Below are 15,073 nucleotides of genomic sequence, written 5' to 3' on the forward strand. Positions count from 1 at the left end.
TTCTTGCCGTCAATACTGGCAATCCAAACACATCACAGCATAGATAATCTTACTGTAATCGGGTCTGCGCCTTCAGTATCGAATCAATTGTATATAGAAATAGTAAATGACAACTATGACTGTCCATTTTGCAATGCAATCCTCTTAAACCGCTCATGCGGCGCGGCAATACTATAAAAGTTAGATAATTTTCTCAAGTATAACAACAAAATACGAACAATCTAGCCGCTTCTTGTTGACTTCAGCCACAAAAGTGGCCCTTAAGATAAAGTTTTGGCTTTAAAGCCAGATCGAATCAACACGTACATCAGCGGAATAAAAATGAGCACCAATAATGTAGCAAAGGTCACGCCGCCCAACACACTGACACCAATTTCTTGTCGACTGGCCGCGCCTGCACCCGAGGCAAACACCAATGGCGTAATACCGGCGGCAAAAGCCAATGATGTCATTAAAATAGGGCGTAAACGTAAGCGTGCGCCTTGTAAAGCTGCATCCAACACACTGTGTCCATCGGCTTGTGCCAAAGCAGCAAATTCAACAATTAAAATGGCATTTTTACACGACAAGCCCATGGTGGTCAGTAAAGCAATCTGAAAATAAATATCATTGGGGAAACCACCGATATAGCTAAATAAAATATTGCCGCCAATCCCCAGTGGAATTACGCTCATCACCGCCGTTGGAATACTCCAACTTTCATACAGCGCAGCCAAACATAAAAAGATAAAACCCAACGAGAGCAAATATAACCATAAAGCTTGATTACTGGATTTTTGTTCCTCATAGGATAAACCGCTCCACGCCACATCAATACCAGATTGCTGTGACACCAGTTGCAGCACATCCTGCATGGCAGAACCTGAACTGCTTTGCCGAGCAATATCGGCCTGCATTTGTACCGCAGCATAGCCCATATAACGATTGACCACTTCCGGCCCACCACTCCACGTCACATTGGAAAAATTTGCAAAGGAGATCATTTGATTCAAATCATTGCGCACATACCATGCATTTAAATCCTCAGGTTTCGATCTAAATTGCTGATCCCCTTGCATAATCACGCGTTTGATTCGACCCCGATCAATAAAATCATTAATATAACTGCCGCCCCAAGCACTGGATAAAGTACTGTTAATCGCTGTTTGCGATAGACCATTCACCAATGCCAGTTTTTGATCAACATCAACCTTGAGCTGCGCTTTGTCCGGATTAGATTGTTTATCTAAATTCTCAAAACTTTGATAGTGCTTGGCTTGCTGCTGGAGCTGCTGAAACTGGCTTTCTAAATAGGGCCGCCCCTGACCATTGATATCGCGCACCCAAAAATCCAGTCCATCGGTTTGCCCTAACCCTCGAATAGACGAGGGCAAACTGACATTAATTTGTGCCTGTGGATGTTGCTTTAATACCTTTAAAGCACGCTCTCGAATGGCTTGTGCAGAATTTTGCGCACCGATACGTTCATCCCAATGCTTTAATGCAATAAATCCCTGCCCCAGATTCTGCCCTGTGCCGGAGAAGTTACGCCCATAGCGAATCATCACCAAATCGACATTGTTTTTTTCATGCTCTAGAAAATACTGCCGAATTTGCTCACCGACTTCTTGGCTTTTGGACATTGGCGCCCCATCGATTAGTTTAAACTGCACGTTTAAAACACCTTGGTCTTCACTGGGAATAAAACTGGTCGGTAAGGCCCGATAGAACAAGGCAAAAACAGCCAGTAAAGCGACAAAAATGCTCAAACTAATGGCTTTGTGTTGAATCATTGAATGAACTGATTTCAGATAATAAAATTTTAACTGCTCTAATTTTTGATTAAACCACGTCGCCCATTTCGCAGCCTGCGCATGGGGCTTTAAAATCACGCTGCATAATGCAGGGGTTAAAATCAGAGCCACAGCCAAAGATAAGCTCATTGCCGCCACCAAGGTGATGGAAAATTGTCGATAAATCACCCCTGTTGAGCCGCTAAAAAACGCCATCGGAATAAATACCGCGGTTAACACCACAGTAATCCCAATCAGCGCACCGCCAATCTCTTGCATGGATTCAATCGAAGCTTGCTGAGCGGTGAGGCTTTTCTCCTTCATTAGACGTTCTACATTTTCAACCACCACAATGGCATCATCAACCAACAAGCCAATTGCCAATACCAACGCAAATAACGTTAAGGTATTCAGGCTCATTCCCAGTACATATAACACCGCCATGGTGCCTAAAATCACCACTGGCACGGTAATGGTCGGAATTAAAGTGGCACGCCAATTTTGCAAAAATAAAAACATCACCACGATCACCAACGCAATCGCTTCAAACAGAGTTTTCACTACCTCTTTCATTGACTCTTTAACAAAGGGCGTATTATCACGCGGATAAACCAGCTTATAACCCTCTGGCAATTGTGCCGTTAAATGATCAACCTGCGCCTGAATTAATGCTGACGTGGTTAAGGCATTGGCACCTGAGGCTAAGGAAATACTCAAGGCCGCCGAAGGGAAACCATTAATCGTATTAAAGGATTGATAGTTCTCTGCGCCCAACTCAACCCGTGCCAAATCTTTGAGGTAAATAAAACTGCCATCACGGCTAGATTTAACAATAATATTTTCAAATTCAGCCACCGTTTTTAAACGTGAGCCTGAGGTGACTTTGGCATTTAAATATTGATCATCTAAGCTGGGTAAATCACCAATTGCACCGGCTGCCACTTGCGTGTTTTGTGCTTCAACTGCAGCGCGAATATCACTGGGCATTAAACTATATTGTTTGAGTTTTAACGGATTCAGCCAAATACGCATCGCATATTGCGAACCAAATACATCCACTTCCCCAATGCCTTCAATGCGCGCTAAGTCTTGTTCTAAATGCGTCATCATATAATCAGACAAAGCAATGTTGTCACTTTTACCCGAAGCATCATATAGACCAATCACCATATGCGTATCGCCCAGCGATTTAAACACATTGACACCTTGGCGCTGTACATCCTGCGGTAAACGGCTCATCACACCATTAATTGCATTTTGCACTTGGACTTGTGCGGTGTCTGGATTGGTGCCATTTTCAAAACTAATATTGATGCGACTGCGTCCCGATGAATCACTACTGGAACTAAAATACAGTAAATTATCAATGCCTTTAATTTGCTGCTCTAAGACTTGCGTCACGCTGTCTTCCACCGCTTCTGCCGATGCACCGCTATAGGTTGCACTGACCGTAATCCGTGGTGGTGCAATATCAGGATAACGTTCAACCGGCAAATTCAGCACGGCAAAAAGCCCGAACGCCATCACAATGATGGCCAGCACACCGGCAAAAATAGGACGTTGAATAAAAAATTTTGACAGCATAAGACAGAATCGCAGGGTAAAAGATGAGATAACTAAATCTTAAAAATACACTTTTAAGTGCGCACATTTATATTGATAGTCAATGACGACAGATTAAAACGCAATCACGGTTAACAGAAAAATAATTTTTCCGGCTAAATAAGTAGAAATCATGAAGCTTCAGCATTAAAGTCATGCTTCATCTCAGCATACTTTCTATCTTTAGCTTGTGGGCTTTAGCGCAAATCGAGACTGCTATCTCTTGTGAATGAAAAAATTAACCATTGCACAGTCTAAATTAATCTTTGTTTAATAAATCTAGTCTATCTTATCGAAAATTTATGAAAAAATTTAGCTATGAATCAATCTTCACCCTTTAAAGGTAAAACCGGTATCAAGCGCATTTTAAATGCGACCTCATATTCTATTGCCGGCTTTAAAGCTGCGTTTAGCAATGAAGAGGCCTTTCGGCAAATTGTATGGATTAATATCATTTTAATTCCAATAAGTTTTTTTGTTGATGTCTCACGCGTCGAACAAGCGCTGATGATTGGCGTGTGTTTACTGGCCATCATTATCGAATTATTGAATTCCGCCATTGAAGCAGTGGTTGATCGTATTTCACTCGATCAACATCCGCTGTCTAAAAATGCCAAAGACATGGGCAGTGCTGCGCAATTTGTCGGATTAAGTATCATTGTCGTGGTTTGGCTGCTGATTTTAATTCCTTAAAACCACAAGATAAAAAGCACTGATCTAGAGTGCTTTTTTAGCGCTTTATATTGAAGCTATAAAAAAACCCTGCTTGCGCAGGGTTTTTTTGAATCAGTGTGGAGGATTAACCGCCAAATTGGTTCATGGTATTTTTAGAGTCATCACCAGCTTTCAATGCATTGTCGCCAGCGAAGATTTCTTTGTGATCATCACCGATGTCAGAACCAGCCATTGCTTGGTGCTTAACACATGCGATTGTACCGCGGATTTCTTTACGTTGTACGCCAGCAACATAAGCAAGCATACCTTGGTCGCCGAAGTAACCTTGAGCAAGCTCATGTGTAGACAAAGCAGCTGTGTGGTAAGTCGGAAGTGTGATCAAGTGATGGAACACACCCGCTTCACGTGCAGCGTCAGCTTGGAATGTACGGATCTTGTCATCAGCATCAGCAGCCAATTCAGTTTCGTCATACTCAGCGCTCATTAATTTAGCACGGTCATACGCAGAAACGTCTTTGCCTTCAGCAACAAAACGGTCATAAGACTGTTGACGGAAGTTTAAAGTCCAGTTGAATGATGGGCTGTTGTTATAAACAAGCTTCGCATTTGGAACTGATTCACGTACACGGTTTACCATGTGAGCGATTTCGTCAACGTTTGGCGTTGCAGTTTCAATCCAAAGTAAATCAGCGCCATTTTCCAAGCTAGATACACAGTCAAGTACCACACGGTCAATTTGCGTGTCAGCACGGAACTGATATAAACCAGAAGGTAAACGCTTAGGACGGTGTAATTTACCATCACGTTTGATTAAGATTTCGTCTTCTGCAGCATCAGCAATATCAATTTCAGAAGTTTCTAGGAAACTAATGTACTGAGAAGCGATATCACCTGGCTCTTTAACCACTGGGATTTTTTGAGTCAAGTCAGCGCCTTCAGAGTCAGTACGCGCAACGATAATACCGTTATCAACGCCCATTTCTAAGAATGCATAACGAAGTGCATGGATTTTAGCGATAAAGTCTTCATGTGGAACCGTAACTTTACCCGCTTGGTGACCACATTGTTTCGCATCAGAAACTTGGTTTTCAATTTGTAGTGCACAAGCACCCGCATCGATCATTTTCTTAGCAAGTAAATAAGTGGCTTCTTCGTTACCAAAACCAGCATCGATGTCCGCAATAATTGGTACAACGTGAGTTTGGAAACCGTCGATTTGTGCAGTAAGTTCAGCTGCTTTAGCTGTATCGCCTGCTTCGTTGGCTTTTTTAAGCGCACGGAACAAATCGTTCATTTCTTTGGCATCAGCTTGACGAAGGAATGTGTAGATTTCTTCGATTAACGCAGGTACTGAAGTTTTTTCGTGCATAGATTGGTCAGGAAGTGGACCGAATTCTGAACGAAGTGCAGCAACCATCCAACCTGATAGGTAGATGTAGCGTTTATCAGTAGTACCAAAGTATTTTTTGTTGGCAATCATTTTTTGTTGAGCGATGAAACCATGCCAGCAGCCTAAAGACTGAGTGTACTGGCTAGAGTCAGCGTCATAGTCAGCCATATCTTTACGCATGATGTCAGCAGTATATTTCGCAATGTCTAAACCAGTTTTGAAACGGTTTTGCATTTGCATACGTGCAGCATCTTCAGGGCTAATGTCACGCCATGTGTCGCCGAATTTTGCTTTTAATTCACGGATTGCATCAACCGCTGTTTGATATGTAGTCATGACATTGTCCTGTATATAATTTTAGGATTTCATCAATCGAAGAGCTAAAACCCATTTGCTTTTAATCGCTTAGATTTATAGCCCTTCGTTGTTATGGACACAGCTTAGAGGGAGTGCGCGGATTAATCCAATAGTCTGCGTTAATTTTCGGTATTTATTTAAAAAATATGTAGATCAAAGTCGTATTATAATTATAGATAAATAATATAAGTTATTGTTTACCAATTAAAATTTATGCCATCTCATTGAAATAAATTATACATTTCGCATGCGTTTTGTTGTTTTTTTCTTTATTAGACCTAAGTCTTAAACGTTATGAAATACTTTATTTACTGATTTTTGCACCATTTTGGCGATTCTCACCGCCCCAATTAACATTTTAATGCATGATCGGCTGCATGTTTATCCAACACCTATTTTTTAGACCTTGTTTTAATTTTACGCTAAAAAATTGAACACCCCCTTTTATCATCTGGTTCGTTTTAGCAAAATACAGCTTTTATTTTTCAAACATAAAAGTTAATACGGCTCCTTTTAACTAAAAATATAGTCAGTTCTTTTTCTCGCAAGATGCAATCTAAAAACTCATTTTTGATTAGCAGACTCATCGCTATATACAGTTCAAAACAATGACATTTGATACGGCAGCAAGCGCATAAAAAATATACATTCATCCTCTAAAATTAGCTTTTCGAGTCGTCTCTTCGCCATCATATTTTCAACACAAGCCTTGCTGCTTATGGCATAATCAGTATAATTTCATGGCTTTATTATCGGTATTTTCTTTATGAATCTGGAGCGGGTCGATCTTAATCTCTTAATTTACCTTGATGTTCTTTTACGTGAAAAAAATGTCACCCGTGCAGCAGAACAACTTGGGGTCACCCAACCGGCCATGAGTAATATTTTACGTCGTTTACGTACTCTATTTAATGACCCGCTGTTGATTCGCTCATCCGAAGGGATGACACCTACCGAACGTGCTTTAGAGCTTCAGCCACGCATTCGCGATACTTTGGCTGATTTATCTATGATTTTAGAGCCACGTACCGAATTTCGTCCCTATACTTCAAATCGCGTGTTTCGCATTATGACCTCGGATTATGCCGAAGCCACTTTAGTGCCACGTTTAGTCAAAGCCTTACGTTCTGAAGCACCGAATGTGGTATTGGACTTTTTAACGCCAAGTGATGTGTCGTATCGTGACATGGAACAAGGTAAAGTTGATTTAGCCATCAACCGTTTTAATGAAATCCCACAAAGTTTCCATCAAGTTTTAGTCTGGCGTGACAGTTTTTCCTGCTTACTCAACAATAAACATCCCGCAGCCAACAGCTTAAATTTGAAAAGTTATTTAGATGCACAACATATTTGGGTATCTAAAACCGGTATGGGCGTTGGGTTTGGGGTTAATCCAGAAAAACAAGCCGGCTTAGGTTGGATTGATCAAGCGTTAGAGCGTATTGGTCAAAAACGTAAAATTTCGGTCTTTACTCGTCATTATCAAATGCCTGCGCTTTTGGCTTCCAATGTGGATTTAATTGCTACCTTGCCAAGCCGTATTGCACATCTACAATCCAATAATTCTAATTTATTGATTAAAGATCCGCCTTTTTATATTCCTGAATTTGAATTAAAAATGGCATGGTGTCCGTTACTGCATCATCATCCGGCGCATCGTTGGTTACGCCAGCTTATTTTGTACGTGGCACGGCAAATGATTGAAGAAGAAAATCGTGATTTTTTAACCAATAATTCACAATTTTCTCACTATTAAGCATAAAAACGCTTAAATTCCTCTTTTTTAAGATTATACTGAGCCAATTGAGGCGGTAACTCGCTTACCGCTTTTGCTCTTTTCGTGTTAAAAACATTCTATAATAATGATGATCTACAGGTGGATTCGTGAGCCTTTTCCAAAATATCTTCATCATCGCGATACTGATTGCAGGAGCCGGCTTTTTATCTTTGACAGAGATTGCGCTTGCCGGTGCGCGTAAAGTTAAGTTAAAAATTCTTGCCGAAGCAGGCGATGAACGCGCTCAAAAAGTATTAGACCTACAAGCCCAATCGGCTGATTTTTTTGCAGCCTCACAGATTGGCTTAAATGCAGTGGCGATTTTAGGCGGTATATTAGGTGAAGCAGCTTTTCGCCCCTATATCGTCAATTTTGTCAGCCGTTTCTATGATGGCCCGTGGATGCAAAGCATTGGTTTTGCTTTGTCATTTACCTTGGTCACCTCGCTGTTTATTCTTTTCGCCGATTTAATGCCCAAACGCATGGCCATGATTGCACCTGAAAAAATTGCAGTTTTGGTTATCAATCCAATTCAAATCTTTATTAAAGTCTGCAAACCGCTGGCATGGGTCATCAATGCCATTGCCAACTTGTTGTTCCGCTTATTTAAAGTCAATACCATTCGCGATGACAACATTACCTTTGCCGATATTTCCGCGGTGATGGATGCAGGCGCACAAGCCGGTGTACTGCAAAAGCAAGAACATCATTTCATTGAAAACGTGTTTGAACTTGAAGAACGTAATGTACCCTCTAGTATGACCACGCGTGAAAATGTGGTGTTCTTTACCTTAAAAGAATCAGAAGCCAGTATTCGTCAAAAATTGGCCGAATATCCGTATTCTAAATTTGTGGTCTGTAGTACCAATATTGATGAAGTGATTGGTTATATTGACGCCAAAGATATTTTAGTGCGTATTTTAAACAATCAGTCTTTACTGCAACTCAATGAAAATACCATTCGTAATGTACTGACCATTCCTGACACCTTAACCCTGTCTGAATTACTCGATCGCTTTCGTTCTACTAAAGAAAAATTTGCGGTGGTGATTAACGAATATGCCTTGGTGGTGGGTGTGATTACACTGTCCGATATTATGATTACCGTCATGGGCGACTGGGTCACTCCAATTGAAGCAGATCTGCAAATTATTAAACGGGATAACAATTCATGGCTGATTGACGGTAGTACGCCCATTGAAGACATTAAACATGCCCTTGATATTGCAGAAATGCCGGATGATGAAAATTATGAAACCATCGCGGGCTTTATGATGTATAAATTACGCAAAATCCCCCGCCCTGCTGATGCGGTCATATTTGACGCTTATAAATTTGAAGTGGTCGATGTCGATCATTTTAAAATTGACCAATTGTTGGTGACGCGTTTACTCGACAAACCACCTGAAGTCGATGATGCGCCTGAATCTACTGAATCGTAGATTAGACACGCGTTTAGTTAAAATATTGTGCTTTATTTAAAACATAAAAAAATGCCAGTCAGTTAAAGCTGACTGGCATTTTTTTATGTTTGGTTTTAACGGTAATAATTATCTAGAATTTTCGATTAACTTTTCAATAACAAGCTTATAGTGAATATCAATATCATCTTCTAAAATAGCATAGGCATTGTCAAATTGTACCATCGGCCAACCGGCTTTCCAAAATGGAAAAATATTATGCAAATCACTGGTCACCACGGCATCTTCACGCAGAATCGCTTGCGCCACTTGAGACAATACTTGCGCAGTTTCAGCGCCATCAATGGCCATGTAATCAATACCACGGACTTTTAAAATACGAATTCGATCTTTTTTATATTTAATTTTTTTAGCTTGCCCTGCATTTAAACCTAAAGCCAAAGTCACTGCTTCAACAAAGTTTTTCTCAAAGGCATTATGCAAAGCCACAATCGCTTTTTTATGTGCATCTTGACGACCAACTTTACCACCCTCACGAATCATCTCTTTCGCTTCAATATTTAGCTCATCATTTTTCATGGACTGTAAAATATCTAAAACTTCGATATGGCTTAAAGATGCAGGAGATTGATCAGTCATAAACTGTCCTTGGACAAAAAGAATAAAAATCTATTTTCGCATAAATCATCTCGCAATACAGGAATAAAATCTGGTTCTGGCCATTATTAAGCCATCATAACGGCCAGTTGGGCTTTTCTTTCTGTTAAATATGCTGAAATCCTTTATATTAGCTTTAGTTCTTCTCTGTCCTTGGCTCTTATGATCAGCAAGCAACAAACAGTTCTTTTCTTAAAACAATTGCGGGCGCAATACCCGTCGGCCTTTAAAAGAAATTATCTGTTTTATAGCATGATTAAAACCAAAGGTATTTTAGATGAGCTAAAAGAGCTGATTCCTTGGCTATTGGCAGCCATGATTTTTATCTCACTCTCAATCAGTTTGGGTCATTTGATTGCACGCGAATTCGCTCAAATGAATGGTTTTCGTGCGCAAGGCTTGGCCGTGTTGGCAATTATGCTGCTGTTTATGCTGTATACGCCATTGGTGATTAAACAAATTAAACACAGTTCAATTTCGATGTATCAACAGCTACGCCATACAGCCATCAAGCTGGCAGCACTGATTGTGTTACAAGCGATGAATATTGCCTATATCGAAAGTTCATTTTTACAAGGGATTTTATTTTTCTTTGCTTTAAGCTTTGGTTTTGTGCATTTTTATAAAGAGAATATGTTCCGCGCAGATACCCAAAGCGAGCAGTATTTTTACTTACAAGAAATACGACGGATTTGCTTTTGGTCATATAAACAAATTCTAAAGATCAAATTTAAGCGTCTGTTTAACTCCAAAAATTCCGTGCAATATAAAGCATCGCAACAGCAGGAAAAACAGTTTGTCGAGTTATATATGCAACTGATTCAATATGAAAATGAGCTGTGTAAAACCTATAAACATGCTGATATCGAAACGTACTTAGATACGTTAATGTAAATATTAAGCCTTAAAATTTCAGATCAAAAAATAAAGATGTCTAAATTTTGAATGGCCGTAAAATCATTTTTGCCAACAAGTAGCTCAATCAAGGCTATTTTAAAAAAATAAAAGCATGGATTGCTTGAAAAAAAAGCAAATACATTCAAAGCCACTTGCCAAACTTTCCTTCCTCGCCTATTATTGCCCACATGCCCGGGTGGTGAAATAGGTAGACACAGGGGATTTAAAATCCCCCGCCCACAAAGCGTGCCGGTTCGAGTCCGGCCCCGGGCACCACTTTAAGTGGTGATAAAAATCCAGCGATCAGCTGGTTTCTTTATGTCTGAAAAATAAGTATAGCTACATCAAAAGATACAATCAGAAGATAATTTTTAGCTTAAGTTACAAGAAAATATTGATCTAAAAAAATATTGCTCATTACCTTAAGGCTTAAATATCCGCTATATACTTATATTAGCTCTTATCTTTTGCCATCTGATTTGAGCTAAATTAACTTTAAGCACATAAAAAACAAAGAGTGGCTTACCACTCTCTATTTGAAACCAACTCTTCCATCTCTATATCCATATAGCCTTTATCCTGCACCACCATCATCATGGCTTCTGCCACATAATCGGCAGCCGTATCATCCAATGATGAGTCAAGATCTTCAAACTGAGGTTTCATTTTATTAATGAACACCACAGTTTCGGCAGCAAAACGATAAATTTCAACTTCAGATAAATCCGGTTTTGCTAGTTTTTTTGCAAATTGTTTAATGATCTGTTTAACTTCAGCGACCAAAATATCAGGATAATAGTCATCGTCAAACATCGGGAGAAGTAAATCTTCAAACATATAAAACTCAAAAAAGACACGCATTAAAGCGAGTCTATATAACACAAAGTAACAACTTTACCAACTTAAAGTATAAAAACAGCTTGTGCTGATCATCCTTTAACTTTTCCAACATAAATGTTCTGTTTAAGCATGATTCATTGCTTGCCACATTTGTATTGCATCATGCATGGCTTTGACATCATGCGCTCGCACCATGCAAGCCCCTTGCTGAATGCTTAGCAAATGCCCGACAACTGAACCTATTATACGATCTTGTACAGTGCCGGCATGCACTGCATGACCAATAAAGCGCTTACGTGACAGGCCCGAAAGTATTGGATAACCCAAGCGATTCAACTGATGGAGTTGTTGCAGTAATTTCAAATTTTGCTCAGCATTTTTAGCAAAGCCAAACCCTGGGTCAATCAGAATATTTTCAGCTTTTATTCCTGCATTTATAGCCGCATCAATACGCTGCTGTAATTCAGCAATCACGTCTAGCGTGACATCATTGTATTGATCTAAATTATTCATGGTGGTCGGCTCACCGCGCATATGCATAATAATGACAGGAATATTTAGCTCTGCTGCTGTTTGTAAAGCCAATGGCCGAGTTAAGGCACGCACGTCGTTCCAGATATGCGCACCGGCTTCTATCGCAGCTTTTATGACTTCAGGTTGCGAGGTATCAACTGAGATGACTACGTTATGCTGAGCCAACTGCTCAACCACAGGTATAACACGTTGAATTTCTTCTTGCACTGCCACCATAGATGCTCCCGGTCGAGTCGATTCTCCGCCTACATCAATAATGCTTGCACCATCAGCAATCATCTGTAACGCATGTGCTACTGCCTGCTCTTTGCCATTGTGACTGCCGCCATCACTAAAGGAATCTGGAGTAACATTCAAAATACCCATAATGTGTGGCTTAGATAAATCCAAACTTAATAGCCCACAATGTAATACGCGCTTTGGCAACGGCATTAATTGCATCGCACTTACTCCTTCTAAATTGAACGCTTAGTGTAGCAACACATCAGGTTGTTTAAAGTGACATTTTTTCAAACTTAAGATATTACAGCATAAAAAAAGAGCCTCCTTAGAGACTCTTTTTAGCTAGCTGATCAAAGTGATTAGCTGACCGGTAAAGGTGGCGGTGTGCTTGGACCATCTGCTGGTGGTTTATGCAGTGAAATTGGATTCTCTGCAATATACACTTTCGGTGGCTGCGGCTCACGCCCTTCCATAATGTCGCGAATTTGATCACGATCAATGGTTTCCCATTCCATTAAGGCTTTTACCATTGCGTGGGCAATATCTTGCTTACTTTCCAAAATATCACGCGCAACTTTATATTGTTCATTCAAAATACGACGTATTTCTAAATCAATTTGTTGTTGAGTCGCCTCAGAAATCGTGCGACTTCCCATGTTACCCATGAATGACTGTTGTGGGTCTTCTTCATAAACCATTACCCCCATTTTGTCAGACATACCGTATTTGGTCACCATCGAGCGTGCCATTTTGGTTGCACGTTCAAAGTCATTTGAAGCACCCGTTGACATCTGGTTGATGAAAACTTCCTCCGCAATACGCCCACCAAATAAAATGGAAAGTTCATTCAACATTTTGTCTTTATAATGGCTGGTTTGATCAAATTCTGGTAACTGCCAAGTCACTCCTAGCGCCCAACCACGCGGCATAATGGTGACTTTATGCACAGGATCTGTACCCGGTAAGCTTTCTGCAACAATGGCATGACCTGCTTCATGATAAGCCGTCGCACGACGCTCTTCATCACGAATCACCATCGATTTACGTTCAGGCCCCATATACAACTTATCTTTTGCATCTTCAAAGTCATGCATATCGACTGTATTTTTGTTACGACGTGCTGCAAAAAGTGCTGCTTCATTCACAAGGTTGGCCAATTGCGCACCTGAGAAACCCGGTGTACCACGTGCCAAAACTTTCACATCAATACCGGTGACTGAAGGCAATTTCTTCATGTGCACATTTAAAATTTGCTCACGACCTTTGATATCAGGCAGACCGACCATCACTTGGCGGTCAAAACGACCCGGACGTAACAAAGCTTTATCCAGAACATCGGCACGGTTGGTCGCAGCAATGACAATAATGCCTTCATTGCCTTCAAAACCATCCATTTCAACCAACAATTGGTTTAAGGTTTGTTCACGTTCATCATTACCGCCGCCCGTACCCGAACCACGATGACGACCCACAGCATCAATCTCATCAATAAAGATAATGCATGGCGCTTGGCGTTTGGCCTGTTCAAACATATCACGGACACGGGACGCACCCACACCCACGAACATTTCAACAAAGTCAGAACCGGAAATACTAAAGAATGGCACTTTAGCTTCACCCGCAATGGCTTTGGCCAATAGCGTTTTACCGGTACCTGGCGGTCCGACCATCAATACGCCTCGAGGAATACTGGCCCCTAAACGTTTAAATTTAGATGGGTCTTTTAAGAAGTCAACAATTTCAACCACTTCTTGTTTTGCTTCATCACAGCCTGCCACATCGGCAAATGTGACTTTAATTTGGTCTTCAGACAACATTTTGGCTTTAGATTTACCAAAACTCATTGGACCGCTTTTACCACCTGCACCGCCACCCATGTTGCGCATAAAGAACATAAATAACAAAATGATTAAAAGTACAGGGAAGCTGGCGATCAGAAGTTGCATCAATAAACCTTGACGTTGCGGCGCAGTGCCTTCAACAACGACATTGTTTTTAATGAGACTTGGCATAAGTTCCGGGTCTTGAATTGCAGGACGAATACTTTCAAACTCTGATCCGTTTGTTTTTTCGCCACGAATTCTTTCACCATCAATTGTGACTTGCTTAATTTGACCAGCATTCACCGCTGAAACAAACTCTGAATAGTTCAGTGCAGTCGGTTGATTGCGGTCACTGATGTTACTGAAAATCAGAATCAGCACACCAAGTATAACCAGCCACAATACGGCATTCTTGAAGAGATCGCTCAAAGCTTTATTCCCATATCAATCTAATTGGATCATGCCCGAAACGGGTGACCTTAATTTAAGCTGAAGATCAGCTTTTGCAATATGCTAAAAATGTACAAAATGCACAATTTTTAACGTCTTGGCAAGTAAACTTTATTTAGAAGCCTTTTTACGTCCTTGACCGATCAAAAATACTTCTTTAGATCGAGCACGCGACGCAGCAGGTTTTGAGGTCTTTAATACATCAAAGTTGTCGACTATTTGTTTACGGAACTCATCAAATCCAGTGCCTTGGAAAATCTTAACCACAAATTGCCCTTTGGGTCCTAAAACCTTATTGGCAAAATCGAGGGCAAGTTCACACAAGTAAATTTGACGCGGTTGATCTACAGCCTTATTACCTGAAGTATTGGGGGCCATATCTGAAATTACAACGTCTACAGTGCGTCCATCTAAAAGATTTAACAATTTTTCGAAAACTTCTTCTTCACGAAAATCGCCCTGTAAAAAGGTTACATCTGGCAATGCATCCATCTCTAAGATATCTGAGGCAATCAATAAACCTTTGCTGCCCACTAATTTTCCGGCAATTTGTGACCAACTTCCCGGTGCTGCACCCAAATCGACCACCGTCATACCGGGTTTAATCAATTTGTATTTTTCTTGCATTTCAAGCAGCTTATAAGCAGCACGCGCAC

11 protein-coding genes and 1 tRNA gene are annotated in these 15,073 nt (G+C 40.6%); 5 read left to right on the forward strand and 7 right to left on the reverse strand.

All coding sequences use genetic code 11. The annotated features are described in order from the left end of the window. Nucleotides 1-260: 260 nt before the first annotated feature. Entirely contained in the window at nt 261-3,356 is a 3,096-nt protein-coding gene (locus tag SE27_RS10550; protein ID WP_039623207.1) for a multidrug efflux RND transporter permease subunit, read from the reverse strand. Between the two features lie 336 nt (nt 3,357-3,692). Here SE27_RS10550 and SE27_RS10555 point away from each other — a divergent pair, with 336 nt between their 5' ends. Next, nucleotides 3,693-4,067 carry a diacylglycerol kinase gene (locus tag SE27_RS10555; protein WP_039623209.1) on the forward strand — a complete coding sequence of 125 codons (375 nt, stop codon included), beginning with the start codon at nt 3,693-3,695 and terminating at the stop codon, nt 4,065-4,067. 106 nt (nt 4,068-4,173) lie between these two features. Here SE27_RS10555 and SE27_RS10560 read toward each other — a convergent pair whose 3' ends face one another. Then, nucleotides 4,174-5,775 (reverse strand): isocitrate lyase, encoded by a 1,602-nt coding sequence (locus tag SE27_RS10560; RefSeq protein ID WP_039623211.1) that lies wholly within the window; start codon nt 5,773-5,775, stop codon nt 4,174-4,176. Between the two features lie 787 nt (nt 5,776-6,562). Here SE27_RS10560 and SE27_RS10565 point away from each other — a divergent pair. Together SE27_RS10565 and SE27_RS10570 are read left to right on the forward strand one after the other, a co-directional pair. Next, nucleotides 6,563-7,552 (forward strand): LysR family transcriptional regulator, encoded by a 990-nt coding sequence (locus SE27_RS10565; protein WP_039623213.1) that lies wholly within the window; start codon nt 6,563-6,565, stop codon nt 7,550-7,552. 128 nt (nt 7,553-7,680) lie between these two features. Next, a complete protein-coding gene (locus SE27_RS10570; RefSeq protein ID WP_039623215.1) occupies nt 7,681-9,015 on the forward strand; it encodes a hemolysin family protein in 1,335 nt (444 codons plus the stop codon). A gap of 108 nt (nt 9,016-9,123) precedes the next feature. On the opposite strand, the gene SE27_RS10575 is transcribed toward SE27_RS10570, so the two are convergent. Beyond that, nucleotides 9,124-9,633 carry a hypothetical protein gene (locus tag SE27_RS10575; RefSeq protein ID WP_039623217.1) on the reverse strand — a complete coding sequence of 170 codons (510 nt, stop codon included), beginning with the start codon at nt 9,631-9,633 and terminating at the stop codon, nt 9,124-9,126. Between the two features lie 270 nt (nt 9,634-9,903). On the opposite strand from SE27_RS10575, the gene SE27_RS10580 reads away from it, so the two are divergent. After that, nucleotides 9,904-10,545 carry a hypothetical protein gene (locus tag SE27_RS10580; protein ID WP_406564543.1) on the forward strand — a complete coding sequence of 214 codons (642 nt, stop codon included), beginning with the start codon at nt 9,904-9,906 and terminating at the stop codon, nt 10,543-10,545. A 193-nt stretch (nt 10,546-10,738) separates the two neighbouring features. Next, nucleotides 10,739-10,824 (forward strand) — tRNA-Leu (locus SE27_RS10585). A 246-nt stretch (nt 10,825-11,070) separates the two neighbouring features. Here SE27_RS10585 and SE27_RS10590 read toward each other — a convergent pair. The 4 genes from SE27_RS10590 to SE27_RS10605 form a co-directional block, all read right to left on the reverse strand. After that, on the reverse strand, nt 11,071-11,385 hold the full coding sequence (locus SE27_RS10590) for a DUF5713 family protein (RefSeq protein WP_039623985.1): 315 nt from the start codon (nt 11,383-11,385) through the stop codon (nt 11,071-11,073). A 126-nt stretch (nt 11,386-11,511) separates the two neighbouring features. Further along, the gene (gene folP / locus SE27_RS10595) at nt 11,512-12,363 is read right to left on the reverse strand and encodes a dihydropteroate synthase (RefSeq protein ID WP_039623221.1); all 852 of its coding nucleotides are present in this window, start codon (nt 12,361-12,363) and stop codon (nt 11,512-11,514) included. Nucleotides 12,364-12,503: 140 nt separating this feature from the next. Further along, complete coding sequence (ftsH, locus tag SE27_RS10600) at nt 12,504-14,396, reverse strand: ATP-dependent zinc metalloprotease FtsH (RefSeq protein ID WP_039623223.1); 1,893 nt, start codon at nt 14,394-14,396, stop codon at nt 12,504-12,506. Between the two features lie 132 nt (nt 14,397-14,528). Beyond that, nucleotides 14,529-15,073 (reverse strand): RlmE family RNA methyltransferase (locus tag SE27_RS10605; RefSeq protein ID WP_455549988.1); only part of this gene is annotated, 545 nt, incomplete at its 5' end.

The organism is Acinetobacter harbinensis, from assembly GCF_000816495.1.
GTDB classification, from domain to species: Bacteria; Pseudomonadota; Gammaproteobacteria; order Pseudomonadales; family Moraxellaceae; genus Acinetobacter; species Acinetobacter harbinensis.

Excerpts from the sequence above, each read along its gene's own strand:
- SE27_RS10550 (WP_039623207.1), bottom strand. The coding sequence starts at position 3,356 with ATGCTGTCAAAATTTTTTATTCAACGTCCTATTTTTGCCGGTGTGCTG.
- SE27_RS10555 (WP_039623209.1), top strand. The coding sequence starts at position 3,693 with ATGAATCAATCTTCACCCTTTAAAGGTAAAACCGGTATCAAGCGCATT.
- SE27_RS10560 (WP_039623211.1), bottom strand. The coding sequence starts at position 5,775 with ATGACTACATATCAAACAGCGGTTGATGCAATCCGTGAATTAAAAGCA.
- SE27_RS10565 (WP_039623213.1), top strand. The coding sequence starts at position 6,563 with ATGAATCTGGAGCGGGTCGATCTTAATCTCTTAATTTACCTTGATGTT.
- SE27_RS10575 (WP_039623217.1), bottom strand. The coding sequence starts at position 9,633 with ATGACTGATCAATCTCCTGCATCTTTAAGCCATATCGAAGTTTTAGAT.
- SE27_RS10580 (WP_406564543.1), top strand. The coding sequence starts at position 9,904 with ATGATTAAAACCAAAGGTATTTTAGATGAGCTAAAAGAGCTGATTCCT.
- SE27_RS10590 (WP_039623985.1), bottom strand. The coding sequence starts at position 11,385 with ATGTTTGAAGATTTACTTCTCCCGATGTTTGACGATGACTATTATCCT.
- folP (WP_039623221.1), bottom strand. The coding sequence starts at position 12,363 with ATGCAATTAATGCCGTTGCCAAAGCGCGTATTACATTGTGGGCTATTA.